General features: G+C 38.7%; 21 protein-coding genes. 9 read left to right on the top strand and 12 right to left on the bottom strand.

The window, feature by feature from the left end; translation table 11 throughout:
• Nucleotides 1-77: 77 nt before the first annotated feature.
• On the bottom strand, nucleotides 78-623 hold the full coding sequence (locus PCNPT3_RS09175) for a sugar O-acetyltransferase (protein ID WP_015465601.1): 546 nt from the start codon (nucleotides 621-623) through the stop codon (nucleotides 78-80).
• Nucleotides 624-891: 268 nt separating this feature from the next.
• Between PCNPT3_RS09175 and PCNPT3_RS09170 the strand changes: the two genes are divergently transcribed.
• A complete protein-coding gene (locus PCNPT3_RS09170; protein WP_015465600.1) occupies nucleotides 892-1,656 on the top strand; it encodes a DeoR/GlpR family DNA-binding transcription regulator in 765 nt (254 codons plus the stop codon).
• A 103-nt stretch (nucleotides 1,657-1,759) separates the two neighbouring features.
• On the top strand, nucleotides 1,760-2,197 hold the full coding sequence (locus tag PCNPT3_RS09165) for a TetR/AcrR family transcriptional regulator (protein WP_015465599.1): 438 nt from the start codon (nucleotides 1,760-1,762) through the stop codon (nucleotides 2,195-2,197).
• A gap of 86 nt (nucleotides 2,198-2,283) precedes the next feature.
• Here the strand turns inward: PCNPT3_RS09165 and ychF are convergent, their stop codons facing one another.
• The 8 genes from ychF to nadK form a co-directional block, all read right to left on the bottom strand.
• Nucleotides 2,284-3,375, bottom strand: a complete 1,092-nt coding sequence (gene ychF / locus PCNPT3_RS09160) for a redox-regulated ATPase YchF (RefSeq protein WP_015465598.1) — start codon at nucleotides 3,373-3,375, stop codon at nucleotides 2,284-2,286.
• Between the two features lie 18 nt (nucleotides 3,376-3,393).
• Nucleotides 3,394-3,984: an aminoacyl-tRNA hydrolase gene (gene pth, locus PCNPT3_RS09155; protein ID WP_015465597.1), complete on the bottom strand. Its 591-nt coding sequence runs from the start codon at nucleotides 3,982-3,984 to the stop codon at nucleotides 3,394-3,396.
• A gap of 2 nt (nucleotides 3,985-3,986) precedes the next feature.
• Nucleotides 3,987-4,604, bottom strand: a complete 618-nt coding sequence (locus PCNPT3_RS09150; protein ID WP_015465596.1) for a 50S ribosomal protein L25/general stress protein Ctc — start codon at nucleotides 4,602-4,604, stop codon at nucleotides 3,987-3,989.
• Nucleotides 4,605-4,804: 200 nt separating this feature from the next.
• Nucleotides 4,805-5,752, bottom strand: coding sequence for a ribose-phosphate pyrophosphokinase (locus PCNPT3_RS09145; RefSeq protein WP_015465595.1), 948 nt, complete (start codon nucleotides 5,750-5,752; stop codon nucleotides 4,805-4,807).
• 80 nt (nucleotides 5,753-5,832) lie between these two features.
• A complete protein-coding gene (gene ispE, locus PCNPT3_RS09140; protein ID WP_015465594.1) occupies nucleotides 5,833-6,684 on the bottom strand; it encodes a 4-(cytidine 5'-diphospho)-2-C-methyl-D-erythritol kinase in 852 nt (283 codons plus the stop codon).
• Nucleotides 6,685-7,176: 492 nt separating this feature from the next.
• Entirely contained in the window at nucleotides 7,177-7,788 is a 612-nt protein-coding gene (lolB, locus tag PCNPT3_RS09135) for a lipoprotein insertase outer membrane protein LolB (protein WP_015465593.1), read from the bottom strand.
• 203 nt (nucleotides 7,789-7,991) lie between these two features.
• Complete coding sequence (gene recN / locus PCNPT3_RS09130) at nucleotides 7,992-9,668, bottom strand: DNA repair protein RecN (RefSeq protein ID WP_015465592.1); 1,677 nt, start codon at nucleotides 9,666-9,668, stop codon at nucleotides 7,992-7,994.
• Between the two features lie 62 nt (nucleotides 9,669-9,730).
• Nucleotides 9,731-10,630: an NAD(+) kinase gene (gene nadK / locus PCNPT3_RS09125; protein ID WP_015465591.1), complete on the bottom strand. Its 900-nt coding sequence runs from the start codon at nucleotides 10,628-10,630 to the stop codon at nucleotides 9,731-9,733.
• 138 nt (nucleotides 10,631-10,768) lie between these two features.
• Here nadK and grpE point away from each other — a divergent pair, with 138 nt between their 5' ends.
• From grpE to PCNPT3_RS09105, 4 genes are all read left to right on the top strand, one after another.
• A complete protein-coding gene (gene grpE / locus PCNPT3_RS09120; RefSeq protein WP_015465590.1) occupies nucleotides 10,769-11,401 on the top strand; it encodes a nucleotide exchange factor GrpE in 633 nt (210 codons plus the stop codon).
• Nucleotides 11,402-11,607: 206 nt separating this feature from the next.
• Nucleotides 11,608-13,515: a molecular chaperone DnaK gene (gene dnaK / locus PCNPT3_RS09115; RefSeq protein ID WP_015465589.1), complete on the top strand. Its 1,908-nt coding sequence runs from the start codon at nucleotides 11,608-11,610 to the stop codon at nucleotides 13,513-13,515.
• Nucleotides 13,516-13,608: 93 nt separating this feature from the next.
• The gene (gene dnaJ, locus PCNPT3_RS09110; protein ID WP_015465588.1) at nucleotides 13,609-14,730 is read left to right on the top strand and encodes a molecular chaperone DnaJ; all 1,122 of its coding nucleotides are present in this window, start codon (nucleotides 13,609-13,611) and stop codon (nucleotides 14,728-14,730) included.
• 271 nt (nucleotides 14,731-15,001) lie between these two features.
• Nucleotides 15,002-15,622, top strand: coding sequence for an FKBP-type peptidyl-prolyl cis-trans isomerase (locus PCNPT3_RS09105; RefSeq protein ID WP_015465587.1), 621 nt, complete (start codon nucleotides 15,002-15,004; stop codon nucleotides 15,620-15,622).
• Nucleotides 15,623-15,688: 66 nt separating this feature from the next.
• Here the strand turns inward: PCNPT3_RS09105 and PCNPT3_RS09100 are convergent, their stop codons facing one another.
• Nucleotides 15,689-16,663: a cobalamin biosynthesis protein gene (locus tag PCNPT3_RS09100; RefSeq protein WP_015465586.1), complete on the bottom strand. Its 975-nt coding sequence runs from the start codon at nucleotides 16,661-16,663 to the stop codon at nucleotides 15,689-15,691.
• Entirely contained in the window at nucleotides 16,663-17,358 is a 696-nt protein-coding gene (gene mtnN, locus PCNPT3_RS09095) for a 5'-methylthioadenosine/S-adenosylhomocysteine nucleosidase (protein ID WP_015465585.1), read from the bottom strand. Before mtnN ends, PCNPT3_RS09100 begins: the two co-directional genes overlap by 1 nt.
• A gap of 142 nt (nucleotides 17,359-17,500) precedes the next feature.
• Between mtnN and tyrS the strand changes: the two genes are divergently transcribed.
• Together tyrS and PCNPT3_RS09085 are read left to right on the top strand one after the other, a co-directional pair.
• The gene (gene tyrS / locus PCNPT3_RS09090) at nucleotides 17,501-18,772 is read left to right on the top strand and encodes a tyrosine--tRNA ligase (RefSeq protein WP_015465584.1); all 1,272 of its coding nucleotides are present in this window, start codon (nucleotides 17,501-17,503) and stop codon (nucleotides 18,770-18,772) included.
• Between the two features lie 5 nt (nucleotides 18,773-18,777).
• Nucleotides 18,778-19,443 carry a hypothetical protein gene (locus tag PCNPT3_RS09085; protein WP_015465583.1) on the top strand — a complete coding sequence of 222 codons (666 nt, stop codon included), beginning with the start codon at nucleotides 18,778-18,780 and terminating at the stop codon, nucleotides 19,441-19,443.
• 50 nt (nucleotides 19,444-19,493) lie between these two features.
• Here the strand turns inward: PCNPT3_RS09085 and folE2 are convergent, their stop codons facing one another.
• Nucleotides 19,494-20,414: a GTP cyclohydrolase FolE2 gene (folE2, locus tag PCNPT3_RS09080; RefSeq protein ID WP_015465582.1), complete on the bottom strand. Its 921-nt coding sequence runs from the start codon at nucleotides 20,412-20,414 to the stop codon at nucleotides 19,494-19,496.
• Between the two features lie 210 nt (nucleotides 20,415-20,624).
• Between folE2 and arcB the strand changes: the two genes are divergently transcribed.
• Complete coding sequence (gene arcB / locus PCNPT3_RS09075; RefSeq protein WP_015465581.1) at nucleotides 20,625-22,880, top strand: aerobic respiration two-component sensor histidine kinase ArcB; 2,256 nt, start codon at nucleotides 20,625-20,627, stop codon at nucleotides 22,878-22,880.
• The last annotated feature ends 38 nt before the right edge of the window (nucleotides 22,881-22,918 follow it).

The raw sequence follows: 22,918 nt of genomic DNA, 5'->3' as shown, positions 1-22,918 counted from the left end.
ATTTTATGCGCTTGAGTTTATTCTTAGCATAAACTTAAGCGCATAATGAGCATCGTATATTTTGCAGTTTAGAGCCCCTAATCTAAGCGTTTAATAAATTTTGCAGGAGAGCCCCCTACAAGGGTGTCTGCTGGCACATCGCGGGTAACCACCGAGCCCGCTGCAATAATCGCACGTGCGCCGATATGTACGCCTTGGCAGATACATACATTACCCCCAATCCAAACATCATCACTAACAACGATGGGCAGGCAATTTATCTCCCATTGCCGGCGACGCTGATGATCTAACGGGTGTGTCGGCGTATAAAATTGGGCATTGGGACCAATAAGAACATAATTGCCAATATTAATCGGTGCGTTATCAAGAAAAGTAGCGCCCATATTTATAAAACTATTGTTACCTATGCTGATAGTCACCCCGTATTCACAGAAGAAAGGCGTCGAGATCACAGTGTTTTCACCAAGATGCTTTAATAGTTTTACGTAATAAGGTTTTGCTTGAGTGAAGCGGCATTGGTTTATTTTTTGTAATAAGCCAAAGGCGCTATCGCGTAATATTTCAAATTCAGGGGCGAGGGGATCATAGTTTAAGCCTTGTTGCATTTTTTCAAATTCATCCATGTTTTTCTCTTTTTTATCAAAGGCAAAGGGTGGGTGTGGTATATATATTTGGGAATATCTCGAGAAATACAATATACTTTAAGCTGTGTTATAATAAAGTTAGCATACTTATGCTGTGCTGTACGTAGCATGTTTATAATGCTGAATATGATCATGTTCTTTTTTTCGTGTTTAAGATTTTTGCAGTGGGCAGTGCACCGGATATTAATATATACATATTGTCTTTAAATCACGTAAAATAAAATAAAAACAAGGTGAAAGGTCAGCAATGTTACAGCAAGAAAGACATCATAAAATATTAGAGCTACTGAGCCAGTTTGGGCGCGTTTATGCCAATGAATTAAGTGGTCTCTTAGAGGTGTCGGAAGATACTATTCGTCGTGATTTAAAATTGTTAGATAAAAAGGAACGCTTACGTAGAGTGCATGGTGGAGCGCTACCTTTGCAACAAACCTTTGATGAATATAGAGAGCGCCAAGATGAAATAGATCCTTTAAAAAAACGGGTGGCATTGGCTGCAATCCCTTTTATTAAAGAAGGACAAACCATTTTACTTGATTCAGGTACAACATGTTTACAGTTGGCAATGAATTTACCCACCGATTTTAATTTTACGGTGGTGACGCCAAGCCCTCTGGTGGCGATAAAATTGATGCATCATAATAATATTGAATTAATATTATTAGGAGGGAAAATATTTAAACCTTCAGTGATGACGTTAGGGGCTACCACCAATGCGATGTTACGAAAAATCCATTTTGATAGTTGCTTTTTAGGTATTTGTGCACTGCATCCTAGCCAAGGGTTAAGTATCAATCATCTTGATGAAGCCGAAACACTGGCTATCATTATTGCACAATCGGAGCTGGTTGTTGTATTAGGCTCGGCGGTAAAACTAGGAAAGATGGGGACTTATAAAGTCTGTGAGAGTAATAAATTAAATTTATTGATAACGGACGAGGCATCTGACGCGCAAACTTTACGCTTATTAAAAGCGAAGGGGGTTAAGGTTAAAATCTGTAAGAATAACTAAGGCATTGTTTCTTTTATTACTTTGACTTATTAAAAATGCAGTGTAGTCTTCGCCGTGTCATATTTGATAATTGAATATTATAGATAAATTAATGGAATAAAAAATGGCTAAGAATTCACAACAGCAAGCATTGTTAACAGAGCAGCGGATCCATCAAGCTATCGTTGACATTTTTATGGAAAAAGGCTGGGAAGCAATAACTTACGGGTCAATTGCTAAATATACTGGACTTTCTCGCGGAGGGGTGCAACGTATTGTGCCGAGTAAAGAAGCGATGACAGAAGCCTTTCAAGGGCAGGTTTACCAGTATATATTAGGGCAACTCGATCTATCCGATGCGCTCAAAACGGCGCAAACATGGGAAACCGCTTTTTTACAACCTAAATTTAAAAACTGCATTAAATTTTTGATCACCTCGGTGAATGCGCCACAACAAGGCCGTGCCAAAACAAAGCAGTGTCTTGATGCCTTACAAGGTAAATTAGGTAAAGAGACGCTCTTTAGCTTACTCGGATGGTCTGTATACGCATTAATTTCGTAAGTTAGGTGTGAAAATTTAGCGTTCATAATAAAAAAGGCAACCTGAGTTGCCTTTTTTATTTCTATTTTTTTACGATCGTTTAATGTTTAAACATTAAAGCGGAAGTGGATAACATCACCATCTTGGGTTATGTATTTTTTCCCTTCTAAACGCCATTTACCAGCTTCTTTTGCGCCAGCTTCACCTTGAAACTCCACAAAATCATCAAAACCAATAATCTCAGCACGAATAAAGCCACGCTCAAAATCAGTATGAATAACACCGGCTGCTTGTGGTGCGGTTGCGCCGATTTTTACTGTCCATGCGCGTACTTCTTTTACGCCTGCAGTAAAGTACGTTTGTAGATGTAATAATTGGTAACCACTGTAGATCAAGCGGTTAAGCCCTGTTTCTTTTTGGCCAATCGCTTCTAAGAATTCGGCTTTGTCTTCTTCATCTAATTCAGAGATATCAGACTCAATAGAGGCACAAACGGGAACCACAACGGCATTTTCAGCTGCTGCAATTTCACGCACGATATCTAAATAAGGATTGTTTTCAAAACCATCTTCTGCAACATTGGCAATATACATAGTAGGTTTGCCGGTTAAGAAGTTAAGGTAAGAAACACTCGCAAGTTCATCTTCGTTTAAACCAAGGCTACGTACCATGCCATCATTTTCGAGATGCGCTTTGATTTTTTCTAAAACAGGAAGCTCAATCTTAGCGTCTTTATCACCACCTTTGGCTTTTTTAAATACGCGTAAAAGACTACGATCACAGCTTTCTAAATCGGCAAGAGCAAGCTCGGTATTAATAATTTCAATATCATCTCTTGGGTCAATTTTACCCGAAACATGGACAATATTCTCATCTTCAAAACAGCGAACAACATGACCAATCGCATCCGTTTCACGAATGTTTGCTAAGAATTTATTACCTAAACCTTCACCTTTAGATGCACCTTCAACGAGGCCTGCAATATCAACAAATTCCATAGTAGTCGGTAATACGCGTTGTGGATTAACGATGGCAGCTAATTTATCTAAGCGAGGATCTGGAACGGGTACGATCCCTGTATTAGGCTCAATCGTACAAAAAGGAAAGTTAGCGGCTTCAATACCCGCTTTAGTCAGTGCATTAAAAAGAGTTGATTTACCTACATTTGGTAAGCCGACAATGCCACATTTGAAACCCATACTATGTACCTTATTAATTTATTGTGCTTTAAAACTGTGTAAGCGATTCATCGCTTTAGCTAAGCCATCTTGCCCTAATATAAGGGTACAACGCGCCGCCTCATCGATACTTTGGTCAATCAGGTCTTGCTCCGTTCTAGATGCTTTGCCTAGTACAAAACCACTGACTCTGTTGCGATCACCGGGGTGACCAATGCCAATACGCAGACGATAAAAATTCTTATTATTACCAAGCTGACTAATAATATCTCTTAATCCATTATGGCCACCATGACCACCACCGAGTTTAAATTTTGCGATACCAGGAGGTAGATCAAGTTCATCATGTGCGATGAGGATCTCTTCTGGTTTTATACGATAAAAATTTGCCATAGCGGCAACAGATTTACCACTGAGGTTCATAAACGTGGTGGGAACAAGAAGACGTAAATCATTACCTGCAAACTGGATACGGCCCGTTAAGCCATAAAATTTTGCTTCTGCTTTTAGGTGAACATTTTCTTGAGAAACGAGCTGATTGAGAAAGCGCTGTCCTGCATTGTGTCTGGTATTTTCATATTCGGGGCCTGGATTAGCCAGGCCCACAAGCAATTTAATCGTTGTAGACACGATTACTCTGCTGTTGCTACTTCTGCTTCGTCAGTTACTTCAGCTTTTTCTTTAGAAGCGCTGATAGATGCAATAGAGCGATCGTATTCAGTACCTTTAATAAGCTCAACTGATTCAACACCTTTAGGAAGTACTAGATCAGAGATGTGTAATGAAGTACCCATTTCTAAGTTAGCAAGATCTGCAGTGATGAACGCAGGAAGATCAGTTGGTAAACAACTAATAGAAACTTCATTCATGATTTGAGTCAGAACGCCACCTGCTTTTAAAGCTTCATTTGTATCAGCATTGATAAAATGTAGTGGAATAGTTGTTTGTAGTTTATGAGACGCATCAACACGTAAAAGATCTAAATGTTGGATTTGCTCTTTAAATGCATGACGTTGTAATGCTTTAAGTACTACTTTTTCTACTGTTCCATCAATTTCTAAATCAAGAATAGATGAGTAGAAAGCTTCAACTGATTCAATTTTACGCAGTTCTTTCTGTTCAAACGTAAGAGAGATTGGATCTTTTCCGATACCGTATACGATACCTGGTACTAATTCCGCGTGACGAAGGCGGCGGCTCGCACCTTTCCCAAGGTCTGTACGGGTTTGTGCAACTAATTTAATAGACATGATGTAACTCCAATAAAGAGAGGCTTAAATGCCATCTCAAATGTAAAATAGATTTTATCTTGCGACCAGATAAAACCACCTATGCAAAAAAAAACAGCTCTGCATATAAAAAAGGCGCGCCATAATAACGCACCCTCTTAATTTGTTCAAATGAAAACCAGAAATAAACCCTTAATTAAGCTTTATTTCTGTTATTTCTTTTAGTAATGGAACATGGCAGAGATAGATTCTTCATTACTAACACGGCGAATAGCTTCTGCTAACATGCCACTTAATGTCAGTTGTTTTACTTTTCCTGTTGCAATGATTGCTTCAGAAAGAGGAATAGAATCGGTAACAATGAATTCATCAATAACTGAGTTAGTAATGTTTTCCGCAGCTTTTCCAGAGAAAACCGCATGGGTTGCATAAGCATAAACAGAAAGTGCACCACGCTCTTTAAGTGCAATGGCAGCTTGGCATAATGTGCCACCGGTATCAATCATATCATCAACAATAATACAATTACGTCCTTCAACATCACCAATTAAATGCATCACTTGTGCAACATTTGCACGTGGACGACGTTTATCAATAATAGCAAGATCAGCATCATTTAATAATTTTGCATGTGCACGAGCACGAACAACACCACCAATATCAGGCGATACGATCATTGGATTGTCTAAGTTTTTAGAAAGCATATCTTCAAGTAATACAGAACTACCAAACACATTATCAACAGGTACATCAAAGAAACCTTGAATTTGCTCTGCATGTAAATCTACCGTTAAAACGCGATCTACACCGACATTAGATAAGAAATCTGCAACCACTTTTGCTGTGATAGGAACACGACTTGAACGCACTCGGCGATCTTGACGGGCGTAACCGAAATAAGGAATAACAGCAGTAATACGTCCAGCTGATGCACGACGCATCGCATCAATCATGACAATTAATTCCATCAAGTTATCGTTTGTAGGAGCACACGTTGATTGGACGATAAAAATATCATCACCACGTACATTTTCATTAATTTGCACATGGATCTCTCCATCACTAAAACGCCCGACTTCTGCGCTTCCTAGTTTAATGAAAAGACGATCAGCAATTTTTTGTGCTAGTTGGGGTGTCGCGTTACCTGCAAATAGTTTCATATTTGGCACTGTGAGGACCTCTGTAATCCTGAGAGTTGGTGTTAAGTAGCAACATGCTAAATAACATTTATATTTTCAATACGATATTATTACTTTAATTTTGATAAAAAAAGATCAAGTGGTGAACGGTTGAGTCCTTTACAAACAAAAACGTTTAACCAAGGTGGTGCTTTTTTCTGTATAAGACGTGCCTCGAGAGCTGTTGCAAAGGTGCTAAAAGCACAAGCGCCAGTTCCTGTTAGCCGAGTCGGAGCATATTCTACCAACCACTGTATAACCTTGGCAACCTTAGGGTAGTTATTTTTTACACAAGGCTCACAATCATTATGCCAAATTTGCGTCATTAACTCTGTGATCGCTTGTTTTGCGCGATGTCTGGGTAAATGGGGATCGTTAAAAACAGTTGCAGTCGAAACATGACAATCGGGTACGGCGACGAGATAATGATCCTCTCGGGGGTAAACATCTTGTAACTTTTCACCTACACCCTCTGCAACGGCCGCTTTACCGTGAATAAAGATAGGCACGTCAGCGCCTAAACTAAGCCCTATTTTTGCTAATTTTTGTTTACTTAAGTTAAGTTCCCAGTGGTAATTTAAAGCGACAAGGGTGGTCGCAGCATCTGATGATCCTCCTCCGAGTCCTCCTCCCATCGGTAAATTTTTAAGTAAATCAATGTGTACGCCGTAATCATCTGGGCAAAATTCCTTTAATAACATTGCCGCTTTATAAATTAAGTTATCTTCTTTTTTGAGACCTTCAATACAGGGAGAAAGACTGATAATGCCTGAAAGGTTAGGACTAAGAGTGAGATGATCGCAGCGATCAATAAATTGAAAAAGCGTCTGTAATTCATGATAGCCATCATCACGTTGCTTATTAATATATAAAAAAAGATTAAGTTTTGCAGGGGCTGGCCAGCAGATGCTTGTCATTTTCATGGACGATGCTCTTTTTATGGGCCTATTTATAGGCGCTAATAATGAGTTTAGCTCTATGATACTTCAAGATACAAAATCAGCAAGCCAAATTGGGCTTAGATTATCGGCATGAAATTGGAAACGTAGCGACGCTATATTGATGTTTTATAACGACACATCGACATTAGTAATGAGTTAAATTGAGCTTGCCCTTAGGGTGTTTGTTAGAACCGAAATTGTACGGACGTCCCCTCAAGTGCCCGATAAAAAGAGGAGTTATACCAAAGGAACTAAAAAGGTTACCCGTCTTGCTTGTTGAAATTATCCCACCCTGCGTTGTGAGTTTTGAAGTGAGAACAACTATCTCCTACAACTCATGCCTTGCTAGTGTTAATTTTTCCTGCGCAATACATGAAAACTTCATTAATTCCTTTGGTATTCACAGGGCACACCGAATTAATATTGTTTTTGGTCAATAGCATTGCTATCAAAATAGCTATTTATATAAAGCTATCAGGGGATGATATTCCATTGATTAATTGCAAACTTCAAACGAATATCTTGTCGTTGTAACGCTAATTTATAAGGTAACATCAGTCCGCTTGTTGCGCGATAATCCGTATATTGTATTGACCAACGACTTGTTATTGCCTCTTTTTGTGTCAACTGCGCAACACGCTGATGCCTATCAAGTAAGTATGTGGCTTGAACTGGGTTACCTTTTATCCATTGCTGTAATAAGGCGATAGGGATATCGAGTCCAGATAAAGAGTGCACAAGCATATCTGCATTTGGATCACTGTATTTATTCCCTTTCGCATCAATAACGGTAGTCAGTTGTGCATTTTTACTAATGCTTAGGACGCGCATTCCTAAAAAGTTGGTTAAGGATATTTTTAAGGTTTGCTCAGATTGTTGCCAGTGTATATTAAAACTATGGCGCTCAGTGGGGGATAGTACGGCAAGCTTACCGCTAAATTGCCATTGTGTTAATGCGTTGAGTCGTTGTTGGTGTATTGACCAAGGGATGTTGCTGTTTGTCGTAGTATCGACCACGCGAGGTTGTTGCGCACAACTGCTCAGCAATAATAAAAGAAATAAGGGCACTACAAATTGTTTCAACACAAGATATTAAACCGATAAATTAAACGAGTTTAACTTATCTTTTCCCATTTGTGTATTTGTGATGTCATAAAGTGCTGTGTACCCGTGATACTTCAAAATGTATCAACAAGCCGCTTGCCCTTTTGGGTGCTAGCTAGAATACCACTTTGGTGTTGAAATCAATGAAAAGGGTATACAAATGACAACGCCAAACTTGATGTCTTTTATGCTTCTACTAATAACTCTTGTGCATTGGCAAGGGTACGCTCGGTGATATTATCGGCCCCCAGTAAACGTGCAAGTTCTTTGATGCGTTGCGTTTTATTGAGGCTTACCATCGTGGTATTAGTTGTATTGCCTTTGCTGTTTTTTTCAACAAACATTTGTTGATGTCCATTACCGGCAACTTGCGGAAGGTGTGTGACACATAATATTTGTGTTTTTTCACCAAGGCGTCGTAATAGTTTACCGACGACAGAGGCGGTTGCGCCACTGATCCCTGCATCAACTTCATCGAAAATTAAGGTTGGGATAGCAACGCGTTGGCTAATAATGACTTGCATCGCCAGACCAATACGTGAAAGTTCGCCACCTGAGGCAACTTTCGCTAAATTTTGTAATACTTGTCCGGCATTGGTTTTAACCTGAAATTCAATACTATCAAGACCTAAAGGGTTTATGCTTTGTGTTTCATTTTGATTTAATGCGATGTAAAAAACACCGTCTTGCATGTTTAATTGTTGAATACTTGCGCTGATTTTTTGGCCAAGCTCTTTGGCGTAACGTATACGGCTAAGGCTTAGTTTTTTCGCATGTTTTGCATAATTATCCTGAGCTTTTTGACGTGCTTCTTCGAGTTGTTGAATTTGCTGCTCATTACTATTAAGTTGTTTAAATTCTTTATTTAATTTTTGGTGTTGTATATAAAGTTGCTGGGCCGGTACTTGATGCTTTCTGGACAGCGACAGGGCTTCACTCATACGCTCTTCTAATTGAATAAATCGTTCGGGATCTTCTTCTATATTTTCATTGAAGTGACGCAGATCATAGGTTGCATCTTCAACTTGGATCAGTGCTTCTTGTAAGCTCGTTACGATATTTTCTAAATTTTTATTCGCATCGGCATGTTTTTCTAATGCACAGACGCTACTGCGTAATAAACTTAAGACATCGACGTCATCATTATCACAAAGTTGATTTAAGCCTTTTTGACAGGTTTCTATTAAGGCGCCACTGTTGGCAAGACGTTTATGCTCTTCTTCAATTTGTTCAAATTCGCCTTGGCTCAAAGAGAAGGCATCGAGTTCTTCAATTTGATATTCAAGTAATTGCTGACGAGCCTGTTTTTCTTGTTGGTTTAAACGCTGTTGTTGTAATTGTTTATTTAAAAAATGCCAACCTTGGTAAGTATCTTTTACTTTTTGTAATAGCGTATTGTGATCTGCATATTCATCTAAAATAGAGAGTTGAACATCACTTTTTAATAAGCTTTGATGCGCATGTTGCCCATGGATATTAACTAAGAGTTGCCCTAAACTTTTAAGCTGAGAGAGGGGTACTGGCGTCGCGTTAATATAAGCGCGCGATCGTCCTTCTTTATTAATAGTACGGCGCAGTAGACACTCATTAACGTCATCTTCATTTTCGAGATCATTATTAATGAGCCATTGTTGTGCGTGTGGGGTGTCTTGTAGCGTAAAATGTGCACTTATTTCTGCTTTTTCATTACCATTGCGCACCATATTTGCATCGGCACGCTCACCAAGGCAAAGACCAAGCGCATCAATCGCAATCGATTTACCTGCGCCGGTTTCGCCGGTGATGGTTGTCATGCCACGTTTAAATTCTAATGTTAAAAATTGCACAATGGCAAAATTTTGTACTGTTAATTGATTTAACATATGTCACCCCAAATACTGTTTGTATGAACAGTGTAATACTGTTTTTTTAAACAGTAAAGGTTTTAAAATAATTTATTTCCCCAGCCTAATTTATTTTGCAGTACGTGAAAATAATTGTAATCTTTAGGGTGTACTAATTTTAACTTATGTGTTGTTTTGTGAATGAAGACCTCATCACCGGGTAAAACAGACAAATTAACATGGCTATCGCAACTAATTTGCATTTCACTTTTATTCGTTTGCGCTATTTTTAGACGTACCGTGCTGTTTGCATCAATGACGATAGGGCGACTATTAAGCGTATGTGGAAACATAGGTAATAAACTAATCGCATCTATGTTGGGGGTTAATATAGGTCCGCCTCCGGAAAGAGAATAGGCGGTGGAGCCAGTAGGCGTTGACACGATCAGGCCGTCAGCGCGCTGATTGAGCATAAAGTCATCATCAACATAAACTTCAAAATCAATCATGTGCGCAATTTTATCCGGATGTAATACGACCTCATTCACGGCTGTATTTCGACTTTTTAAGTGGCCGTGTCTGTGCACTTCCGCCGCTAACAAAAATCGCTCTTCAACAAGATAATTACCTTTTAGGACTTCGGTTAAAGGGCCTTCAAAATGTTCAGGGTCAAGATCGGTTAAAAAACCAAGATTACCACGGTTTACCCCGATGACGGCAATGTCAAAGCGAGAAAGGACCCGTGCAGCACCTAGCATATAGCCATCACCACCGATCACAATGGCAAGATCGCAACGTTCACCAATACCGACAAGATCACAGCTTTGTAGATGCCCTAAATCCACATCGTTTGTATTGCGTTGATCTATTATTACCGTGATCCCTTTTTCTTCTAGGAAATGGCACAGTGTTAATAACGTTTGTGTTGCTTTTTCATGTTGTGTTTTAGCGATCAAGCCAATCGTTTTAAATTCAGAGAAATCAGCATGTTGTTGGATCATAAAAAAACCTATGTTTAGTTCTATTGATGAAAGGGAGTATAACCTGATAAAATGATTTTATTAACAGGCTTGAAACTATTGCAATGATCCCCATAATAGACATAAGTCATTATCAATGAAAATAGTTAGGATTAAAACATGAGTGAAGAACAAAAAGTAACAGTGGAAGATGCAATTGAAAAGGTGTTAGCAGAAGAAACGCTGCATGTCGAAAGTGTTGTTAACGAAGATGTTGTTAACGATGAGCCACAAAGCGAAGACATTGAGGTTGAACTCGATGAATTAGCAATGCAAGCTGCACTGATCAAAACGTTAGAAACGAAATTAGAAGTTGCTGATGAAGCATTAAAAACACAAAAAGATTTAGTGATACGTGCACAAGCACATGCACAAAACGAGATCCGTAAAGCGGGTATCGATGCTGAAAATAAAGTAAAAAGAACATTAAAACGTTTTACCGAAGAATTACTTCCAGCAGCTGATAGTTTAGAAATGGCACTTAATCATATTGATAAAGAAAATGAAGCGTTAGTGCAAGTGGCTGAAGGTGTTGAACTTACTTTGAAATCGATGCTAGGTGCATTTTCAAAAGTGGGTATTATGCAAATGGATCCTCTTGGAGAACAAGCCAATCCAGAGAAACATCAAGTTGTTAGTATGCAAAAAGTCGAAGGTAAAGTCGCTAATGAAATAATTTTAGTGATGCAAAAAGGCTATGTATATAATGGTCAAGTTATTCGCCCTGCAATGGTAACCGTTGCGTCGGCATAGTTTCCGTGTGATGGGAGGCGGATATCTAAAAAGATCAGTCTATTAAAGTTAAAATGAATTTATTTTCAAATAAATTCATTTTTTTTTTAATATTGCCTTGAAAGATTAAAATCTTCCCTCATATAGTAAACATCAACACGATGAATATTTTAAATTCAATTTAGTCATCGTTATCAAAAAAACATAAAACAAGTTTGGAGAGTACAATGGGTAAAATTATCGGTATTGATTTAGGTACAACTAATTCGTGTGTTTCAGTTTTAGATGGTGATGTGGCTAAAATTATTGAAAACGCCGAAGGTGAGCGTACTACGCCGTCAATTATTGCTTACACAGATGGTGAGACTTTAGTAGGTCAACCGGCTAAACGTCAAGCAGTCACAAATCCACAAAATACTCTTTATGCTATCAAACGTCTTATTGGTCGTCGTTTTGAAGACGAAGAAGTACAACGTGATATGAAAATCATGCCTTACAACATTGTTAAAGCTGACAATGGTGATGCATGGGTAGAAGCACATGGCCAAAAAATGGCGCCACCGCAAATATCTGCTGAAGTATTGAAAAAAATGAAAAAAACAGCAGAAGATTATTTAGGTGAAAAAGTATCAGGCGCGGTTATTACAGTACCGGCTTACTTTAATGATGCACAACGTCAAGCAACTAAAGATGCAGGTCGTATCGCAGGATTAGATGTTAAACGTATTATCAATGAACCAACTGCTGCCGCGTTTGCTTATGGCGTAAGTAGTTCTAAAGGTGATAGTACGGTTGCGGTTTATGATCTTGGTGGTGGTACATTTGATATTTCAATCATTGAAATTGATGAAGTTGACGGTGAAAAAACATTTGAAGTATTAGCGACAAATGGTGACACACACTTAGGTGGTGAAGATTTTGATAACCGTTTAATTAATTTTGTTGTTGATCAATTTAAGAAAGAGCAAAACTTTGACTTAACTAACGATCCTTTAGCAATGCAACGTGTTAAAGAAGCTGCTGAAAAAGCAAAAATCGAATTATCTTCAACGCAACAAACTGATATCAACCTGCCTTACATTACGGCTGATGCAACGGGTCCTAAACATTTAAACGTTAAGATCACGCGTGCTAAATTAGAATCTCTTGTTGAAGATATGGTTAAAGCAACACTTGAGCCTCTACGTATTGCACTTAAAGATGCAGATTTAAGCGTTTCTGAAATTGATGATATTATCTTAGTGGGTGGCCAAACTCGTATGCCTTTAGTGCAAGCGACGGTTGCTGAATTCTTCGGTAAAGCTGCGCGTAAAGATGTTAACCCTGATGAAGCGGTTGCAATGGGTGCTGCGATTCAAGGCGCGGTACTTTCTGGTGAGAAAACAGACGTATTATTATTAGATGTTACGCCATTATCTATGGGTATTGAAACCATGGGTGGTGTAATGACTAACGTTATTACTAAAAACACGACTATCCCAACGAAGCAATCACAAACATTCTCAACGGCTGAAGATAATCAAAGCGCAGTAACTATCCACATCTTACAAGGTGAGCGTAAACGTGCTGCGGACAACAAATCATTAGGCCAATTTAATCTTGAAGGTATTCGCGCAGCAACGCGTGGTGCTCCTCAAATTGAAGTGACTTTTGATATGGATGCCGATGGTATTTTACATGTATCTGCAAAAGATAAAGATACGAATCAAGAGCAACATATCACTATCAAATCAAGCTCTGGTTTAAGTGATGATGAAATTGAAAAAATGGTACAAGATGCTGAAGCAAATGTAGAAGCGGATAAACTATTTGAAGAAGTCGTTACAGCGCGTAACCAAGCTGATGCTTTAGTTCATGCCACTAAAAAACAAATTACGGAAGCGGGCGATGCGCTAGCAAGTGACGAGAAAGAAAAAATCGAAGCTGCTATCAAAGATCTAGAAGAAGCATCAAAAGCGGAAGATAAGAGCGAAATTGAAGCGAAAACAACCGCTCTTGCAGAAGCGTCTCAAAAACTAGGTGAAATTGCGCAACAAAAAGAAAAAGCGGGCGATGCACCGAGTGAAGAAAAAGCGAAGCAAGACGATGATATCGTTGATGCTGAGTTTGAAGAAGTGAAAGATGATAAAAAATAATTAACTGAGTTAATTATTTAATGAATGACGCGGGTTATGGATTTATCTATGATCCGCGTTATTGTTTGTAGGTAAGAGATTTGAGAGTCAAAAATGTCAAAACGTGATTGTTATGAAGTACTTGGAATAAGCCGCAGTGCAACTGGTAAAGAGGTCAAAAAGGCTTATAAACGTCTTGCGATGAAATATCATCCTGATCGTACCAAAGGGGATGTTGCCCTTGAAGAAAAGTTTAAAGAAGTAAAAGAAGCTTACGAAATTCTTAATAACGCACAAACCAAAGCCTCTTTTGACCAATATGGTCATGAAGGCGTTAATCAACAAGGTCAAGGTGGCTTTGGTGGTGGTTTTGGTGGCGGTGGTTTTGATGACATTTTTGGTGATATTTTTGGTGGTGGGCGCGGTGGAGCACAACGTCCTCAGCAAGGATCTGATCTGCGTTACAATATGGAACTTTCCCTTGAAGAAGCCGTTCATGGTGTTAGTAAAGACATTCAAGTTCCTACCTTGGTTCATTGTGAACAATGTAATGGCTCTGGCGCGAAGAAAGGCTCAGATGTTAGAACGTGTTCAACGTGTCATGGCCAAGGTCAAGTGCAAATGCGCCAAGGCTTTTTTGCGGTTAATCAAACCTGTCCAACCTGTCATGGTGCGGGTAAAATTATTACAGATCCTTGTAATAAGTGCCATGGTGAAGGACGTTATGAACGCACTAAAACACTCAGTGTTAAAATCCCAGCGGGCGTCGATACCGGTGATCGTATTCGCTTAAGTGGCGAGGGTGAAGCGGGCGAAAAAGGGGCGCCAGCAGGTGACCTTTATGTGCAGATGCATGTGCGTGAGCACGATGTTTTTGTTCGTGATGGCAATAATTTATATTGTGAAGTGCCAATCAGTTTCAGTGAGGCTGCATTAGGTGGTGAAATTGAAGTCCCGACCTTAGACGGACGGGTAAAATTGAAAATTTCAGCAGAAACACAAACGGGACGTATGTACCGCATGCGTAATAAAGGCGTTAAGTCTGTGCGTAGCCATGCGACGGGTGATTTAATGTGTAAAGTCATCATTGAAACACCAGTGAAATTGTCTGCCAAGCAGCGTGAACTATTAAAAGAATTTGAAAGTAGTTGTGCTTCTAGTCCTAAAAAACATAAGCCAAAATCAGAAGGTTTTTTAAATAATATTAAAACATTTTTTGATGACTTAAGTAAATAATAACGATTAAATTTAGCATTGATGTTAGATTTATAAAGAAGACTATCCTCGTGATGGTCTTTTTTTTACTTAAAAAAACATGGCCTATTATATTTTTTGTGCGAGGCTAAGCAGTGCACATTAATAAAATTAATTGATTAATATGCCTTTAAAAATCAAAATATCCCCCCATATAGAGTGTTAATTCATTATATTTTAGCGTTAAGAGATGACGATAAGTATAAAATATAATGTCATTTTAGGTGCTCAATTACTTTTTAAAGAGAATAATATGTCTGAATTACAACTTACGACACAAGAACTACAAGCAAGTTACGGTATTGGTTTGCAGATGGGCGAACAGTTAAAAGCACAGCCTTTTGATGGTTTAGATATCTCTGCCGTTGCTGCCGGTATTGCAGATGCATTCTCTGGTGAGGAAAGTAAAGTGTCACAACAAGAATTACAAGATGCCTTCCAAATGATTTCAGCTAAAATGCAAGCTGTTGCAGAAGAGCAAGCTAAAATATTAGGCGCGCAAGGCGAAGCTTTCTTAGCTGAAAATGCAAAAAAAGACGGCATTACAATTACAGACTCTGGTTTACAGTATGAAGTATTGGTGATGGGTGACGGTGAAAAACCAACGGCTGAATCAACGGTTAGCGTTCATTACCATGGTACATTAATTGATGGATCTATTTTTGATAGTTCAGTTGATCGTGGCCAACCTACCGAGTTCCCTGTCGGTGGTGTGATTGCAGGTTGGACTGAAGCATTACAACTTATGCCTGTCGGATCTAAATTTAAGTTAGCTATTCCCGCGGCTCTTGCTTATGGTGAGCGTGGCGCCGGTGCTGCTATTGGCCCACATACAACACTGATTTTTGAAGTGGAATTATTAGCGATTAAATAAGTCTGTCGTTATTTTATAATTTTATACCCTTATGCACATTGCTAAGGGTATTTTTTTGTCTGCTATTTAGTGCTGCGCTCTAAAAAGATCTAACAATAAAGGAAAGAAAGTATACCCTGTGATGCAGTACAGCCAAAACCAGGCACTTAAACTGATCCGTTGTAAGGATAATGCCACGTGTTCAATTTTAGGTGACTCTCCCGTACCGAGCTCTGGATAGGTTATTTTTTGCTTACCATAAATACGTACACCCCCTAAACCTAATTTCATGCTAAAGGCGAAACTTGCCAGCATTAATCCCGATGAAAAGTGATGCCAATGTGTACTTTGTTTAAATTTAGAAGTGATATTGTGTAGAGGCCTATCGTATAAAGCAAATGTAAAACCCACTAGTAAATGAATGGGAAACAATAAAATGTTATATAAAACAGAAGGAATAACTGCGATAGCATCATATTCTTGTTGCTTACTATTCCATTGTTGCGCGCAAATTTGAACAATACGATAAAATAGTGCTCCATAGATGCCTGTTAATAAATACCAAAAAATCACCGCAAACCAAGAAGCACTAAATTGTAATACCATCGATTCAATACTCGCTTTATTGATGCCCATTAAAGAAAGTGGTTTTGTATCACGGCGGGTTAATTGTGCTAATTTGTATTTGGCGCTGGCTAAATTTTTATTTACAAGCGCTTGGCTGATTTGTTGATAAACTATTTTTTTATCGTGCCATGACAATAAAATAAATAAGATCAAAAAGTCTAATATGAGAGGTTGAAAAACGACATTATAGAGTTGGCTTATGATTAAAAAAACAGGGAAAAAGATAAGCGCAATGGATAACAAACTGGCCATTTTTTTATAGCTATCACTGCGACTATCTAAATTTACTTTTTTCGCGATTTGTTGAAATATTAACTCAATCGCACTAAGTGGATTGAGATCTTTGGGTAAAGAAATAAACAAAGACAATAGCGCGACACTTATAAAACTAAAGTAAGCGCGGTATAATTCAACAAACGCGATAAATTCTGGCATTAAGCTATCCGTTTTAGCATTTCTTCAATGAGAGCAGATGAATTTTTAGCAGCAATCGGTAAAAACTTTTCAAAAGAAACTTCTGATTTCTTACCAGCAATATCCGAGAGAGCGCGAATGATCACAAACGGCACTTTAAATTGATAACAAACTTGTGCAATAGCGGCAGCTTCCATCTCACAGGCCGCCATGTCTGGGAAGTTTTGACGGGCGATATCGGCTTTTTTAGGATCCGCCATAAAAATATCACCGCTACAAATTAAACCTTTGATCACTTTTAAATGATTTAAACTGTTTGCAGCGTTCTGCGCCAGTGAGATAAGCATGGGATCTGCAGTAAATGCTGGCGGTAATTGCGCCATTTGTCCAATTTCGTAGCCAAAAGCGGTTAGGTCTACATCATGAAAACGCACTTCATTCGAGATAACAATGTCACCCACATTTAGCTGGCTATCAAAACCGCCGGCAGATCCCGTATTAATAATGTGATCGGGTTTAAATTTGTCGAGTAATAAAGTGGTTGCAACGCTGGCCGCCACTTTACCAATACCTGATAAAGTTAAAATAACATTTTGGCCATACAGTGTGCCTTTATGAAACTCACAACCTGCAATAGTGATACTTTCAAGATCACTGATTTTTTCTTTTAGGATCGCAATTTCTTCATCCATTGCGCCAATAATGCCGATTTTCATCTTTTTTACTCGTTAACGTTTTAATAAAGTCATAATGTTAGCATATTATTGCTAAGATCTTCAGACAATGGTTTTGTTGTGCGCCTTAACTGTGTAATATATTTTAAATATATTAAATAAATAAAGATCAAGGATCTAAAACATGAATACATTACTTGAAGATTTAAAAGCGCGCGGTCTGATTGCGCAAACTACTGCCGACGAAGAATTGCATGAACATTTATCAAGTGGTTGTCGTACTCTGTATTGTGGTTTTGATCCAACGGCCGATAGTTTACATATTGGTAGTTTAGTTCCTTTGTTAACGCTAAAGCGTTTTCAAGATGCAGGTCATAAGCCACTGGCTTTAGTCGGCGGGGCAACGGGACTTATTGGCGATCCTAGTTTTAAGGCTGCTGAGCGTAAATTAAACACCGATGATGTTGTTGAGAATTGGGTGGCTAAAATAAAAGCGCAAGTCAGTGCTTTTATTAAATTTGGTGATGCTAAAAATGCAGCTGAAGTGGTCAACAATTTAGATTGGATCAGTAAGATGGATGCCATTTCATTTTTACGTGATGTGGGGAAACATTTTAGTGTTAATGCGATGATCCAAAAAGAATCGGTTAAGCAACGAATTGACAGAGAAGGTGCTGGCATATCGTTTACTGAATTTAGTTATATGTTATTGCAGTCTTATGATTTTGCAGCCCTTAATGAAAGCAAAGATTGTACGCTCCAAATTGGAGGCTCTGATCAATGGGGTAACATTACCGGAGGCATCGATTTAACCCGCCGTATGAATAAAAAGAAAGTATATGGTCTAACATTACCACTAGTGACTAAAGCAGATGGCACTAAATTTGGTAAAACGGAATCAGGTACGATTTGGCTTGATGCGACTAAAACATCACCGTATGCTTTTTATCAATTTTGGATCACAACATTAGACGCAGATGTGTATAAATTCTTACGCTTCTTTACGTTCCTTTCGATTGCTGAGATAGATGCGATAGAAGCACAAGATAAAGCGGCACAAGGGCGCCCTCAAGGCCAAGCTATTCTCGCGAAAGAAGTGACTAAAATTGTTCACGGTGAGACAGGGCTTGCATCAGCAGAGCGTATTACAGAAGCACTCTTTTCAGGTGACTTGAGCGCTTTGAGCCTTTCTGATCTGGGGCAACTGGCGCAAGATGGTTTACCCTCTACGCAGGTAAGTGGCACCGAAAAATCATTGGTTGAATTATTAACCAGTTCAGAGCTTGCTAAGTCAAATAAAATGGCAAGAGAGTTTATAAGTAATGGCGCAGTCAGTGTCAATGGTGAAAAACAAACAGATAGTGAAGCTATCATCTTACGTAAAGATGCATTATTTGGACAATATACAGTGATCAAACGTGGTAAACGTTTGTTTAACTTATACAACTGGAGTTAAGTAACGTGGTAAATTTTAAAAAGATAAGTGTATTAAGTTGCGCTGTATTGCCTTTATTAGCCTCTGCTTCTGCCTATGCAGAAGAGAGTGCCTACTGGGCAGATTTTAGTGACCCTTTGGCTATTTATTCAAAAGTAGGTATTGCAGCGGGCAGTGAAGGCGTTGATATTATTGCGTCTTACGGTAGTTATTTAGCGGGGGAGTACAAGCAAAAATTAACGGTACAAGCCAAGCATGACTTAGAGTATTACACGGTCGATTATTTAGTGCTCAATAGCTCGAATGATACGGGGTTTGTAATGGAAAGCCAGTGGGGCCGTGATGAACGTAATTGGCACGATTCTAATCGCGTTGCTGTTGGTCTTATTAAGCGCTTACCTTTGCTTGAAGAGCACGTAACACTCTATCCGAGTCTTAAAATAGGTTTCTTATGGGGTGATAACCTCGATGATACGACCTATGTAGCAACGGACGTCGCGGTGCGTTATGCGATCACTGATGCGGCTTGGATTGGTGCTACACCTTCTTATATCTATGCGATGAAAGGTGAAGATTTAAGAGATTGGAGCTTTACCGCTGAAATTGGTTACCAATTTGTGGAAGGTTTTAGTGTCGCAGGGCATGTAAATGATGATGAGGAGTATTGGGCAGATATTAATTTTGCTTTTTAATCTAGTCATTTAAAACGTATAAAAAAGGGAGCTTCGGCTCCCTTTTTTGATTAAGCTTGGTAGCCGTTGTCAATACCTTTAGTGGTGATTGCGACAGCATCATGAGCATGTAAGCTTTCGTAATGATTCACGCGTAGCCAAAAGTCATTAAAAGATGCTTGTTGATTTAAAACATCTTGTAATTGCCTTGCAGCATCTTCACAAAACATTAAGTTTTGACCATTGAGGCGTGCAAATTCTTGTTCATCTTCGCGTTTAACCGCTGCTTGTACAGGGGTTTTTAAGGTCGCTTCGATAAGATCAATTAACGCAATCACGGGGAATTCTTTATTTTGTGCGCTGAGTTTTACTTTTACCTCAACAATACTACGTTGGCTGTGTGGGGTCGCGATGATGCCTTGTGTTGAGCCTAACCAAGCAAACATTTCGTCACTATCTATAGTACTTTGCTCTGCGTATTGCTTGCGGAACTGTTGTTGTATAAGTTGTCTGGCAAGTGCGGCCGAACAAGGGCACGTCGATGAATAAGTCACATTGACTTGCAACTCAAACTCTAGCACCCCATTAATTAAACGGCCAATGATAACGACGGGGTATATTTTCCAGCCTCGCTTTTCACTGATCAGCGATTTACGGCGTAGCTGATAATCAAAGGTAAATTTAGCGACCGCTTCTTCGCTTAATTGATGATGGCTTTCGATAAAGCCTTTTAATAACTCGCCTAAGGTTTCAAGTGTGAGTTCAGATTCAGTAGAAAGTTTATCAAGTTGTAAGTATAAGCGCGACATATGGATGCCTTTAGCACTCGCATCACTTAAATTGACAAATAATTCGCTACTTGCAGTGACTTGTTGGGCTGGTTGGTCATCAGTTTGCACCATAAGAGGTAATTTAATATTACTCATACCGACTCTATTAAGTTTACCTTCAGTTTGAGCTTGTGCACTATTTGCGATATCTGGCATAGCCATGAGAAACAACTCCCGGAATAAATGAAAATCTAAGCGTTGCATTATAAACGTCTGCTTTGAAATTAAAAGCAATGAAGAGAAAAGGAGCCGATAAAGCGTATTCTTACCTACTTTATTATGAATTTAACGCAATTCAATGAGAAAAAAAGCACATTAGTAGCGACTTCGATTACAATATGAAATATTATTCTTAGTCATATCGGAACTATATTGAGTATATTTAACCTTAAAACATGGGTTCATTATTACGTCGAACTTTTAAAACGTTTAGGTGCCTTTCGTTTTAGTTTGATTTTAGCCCTGGCCATTATTTTATCTGATTCTTTACTGCAAATATTACTGGCTTATTATTTTCACGATCCCCTGGATATCACGGCCATTACCCGTTCTTTTATTCTCGGCCTATTGATAACGCCTTGGGCGGTTTATTTTTTAACGGTGGTGATGGGCGACTTAGAAGAAGCACGCCAACGTTTAGATAATACGGTTGAGCATTTGCAAGTGATGCTTAAGAGCGATCAGCAGAAAACGCAAGCTTTAGAAAATGAAATCATTGAGCGCCAGAGAACGCAGCTTCAATTAGAAGAAGGCAGTATTTTATTGCGCTCATTTTTAGATACGTCTCCTGATTTGGTTTTTCATCGTGATCTGCAAGGCTGTTTTGTTAACTGTAATAAAGCCATGCAAAAGATAAGTGGGAAAACAGAGCGTCAGATGCTGGGTTTAACGCCTTTCGATATATATTCGGAGAGTTATGCGCGTGAAGTGGTCGAATATGATCAGCAAGTTAAAGAAACCGAACAAGAGCAAATCCATGAACATTGGCTGCAATACCCTAATGGCCAACAAGCCTATTTCGAAATACGCTCCTTTCCTTTATTTAATACACAAAAAAAATGTGTTGGTATTATAGGTTTTGGGCGTGATATCACCGAGCGAAAAATTCATCAAGAGTCATTAGAAAAAGCAAGTCGCGATAAAACAACCTTTATTGCTACCATTAGCCATGAATTAAGAACCCCGCTTAATGGTATTGTCGGCTTAAGCCGAATGCTATTAGATGAGCAACTAAATGCAGAGCAGCATAAACATTTAAAAACAATTCATATGAGCGCCATTACATTAGGTAATATTTTTAATGATATTGTCGATTTAGATAAACTTGATCGTCGCCGTTTGAATTTAGTGTGCGATCAAATTGATATGTTTGATTTCGTGGGAGACTTAGAAAGTTTAGCCTTTATTCAAACAGAGCAAAAAGGCTTAGTCTTGAATTTTGAGCAAGAAGGTATGCTTCCTGATTATATTGAGGCGGATGATACGCGTCTACGCCAAGTGTTGTGGAATTTGATAAGTAATGCCGTCAAATTTACTAAAACGGGTCATATTACGATACGCTGTTTTGCTAAACGCCAAAATGCGCAACATGCAACCCTATGCTTTGAAGTTGAAGATTCAGGCATCGGTATCCCTGCGCAGCAACTCGATAAAATATTTTCAATGTATTATCAAGTACAAGGCGATCAACATGCCACCGGCACAGGAATAGGCCTTGCTGTTTCGCAGCAAATCGTCGATGCGATGGGCGGAAAACTAAGTGTTAAAAGTACCTTTGGCAAAGGCAGTACTTTTACACTTTCTTTACCGGTACTTTGCCCTAAAGAAAAAAAGGAAAATAAAGCGTTATTAATCCCTTTACCTTGTTTATCTATTTTATTGGTTGAAGATATTGAGCTTAATATTTTAGTGGCCAAATCATTATTAGAAAAACTAGGTCACCAAGTGGATTGCGCTAAAACAGGGCAACAAGCGTTGCAAAAAATGGCAGAAAATAGTTATCAATTAATTTTAATGGATATTCAACTGCCGGATATGGATGGTTACCAAGTAACAAAAAGATTACGGGCGCTTTATCGAGATAATTTACCACCGATAGTGGCATTAACGGCAAATGTGTTTAGTGATAAAGCCAGTTTCCGAGAAAAAGGCATGGATGATGCATTAGGTAAGCCACTTAATGTGGAGTTATTAAATAATATGATAGCGCGGTTATTTGTTGATAATACGTTAGTTGATAATGAGATACAGGAAGACGTGGTTAATAGCGTAGATGTCTTATTAAATGAGTCGATGTTATTAGAGTTACTTGATTTTATTTCAATCTCAATGATGCTAGAAAACATCGCACTGTTTGAAAAAATGTTGCCGGATTATTTGAAAATTTTAGACTCGCATATGATAGCCAAAGATAAGAAAGGGATTGTCAGCGAAGCGCATAAAATTAAAGGAGCCGCCAGTGCGGTCGGCCTGATGCGTATTCAGTTATTAGCGCAAAACATGCAGTCACCGGAATTACCGGCATGGTGGGATAATATTGATGATTGGTTATCGTTAATTAAAACCCAATATGAAAGTGATATTAATAGATTAAAGCAGTGGGTGCGGGAGCAAAAATCGGATATATAATTGTCATGCTTAAAGCCTCTTTCTATTAAAAAGAGGCT

It is taken from the genome of Psychromonas sp. CNPT3, from assembly GCF_000153405.2.
GTDB lineage: Bacteria > Pseudomonadota > Gammaproteobacteria > Enterobacterales > Psychromonadaceae > Psychromonas.
This window is presented reverse-complemented; position numbering and strand designations above follow the sequence as displayed.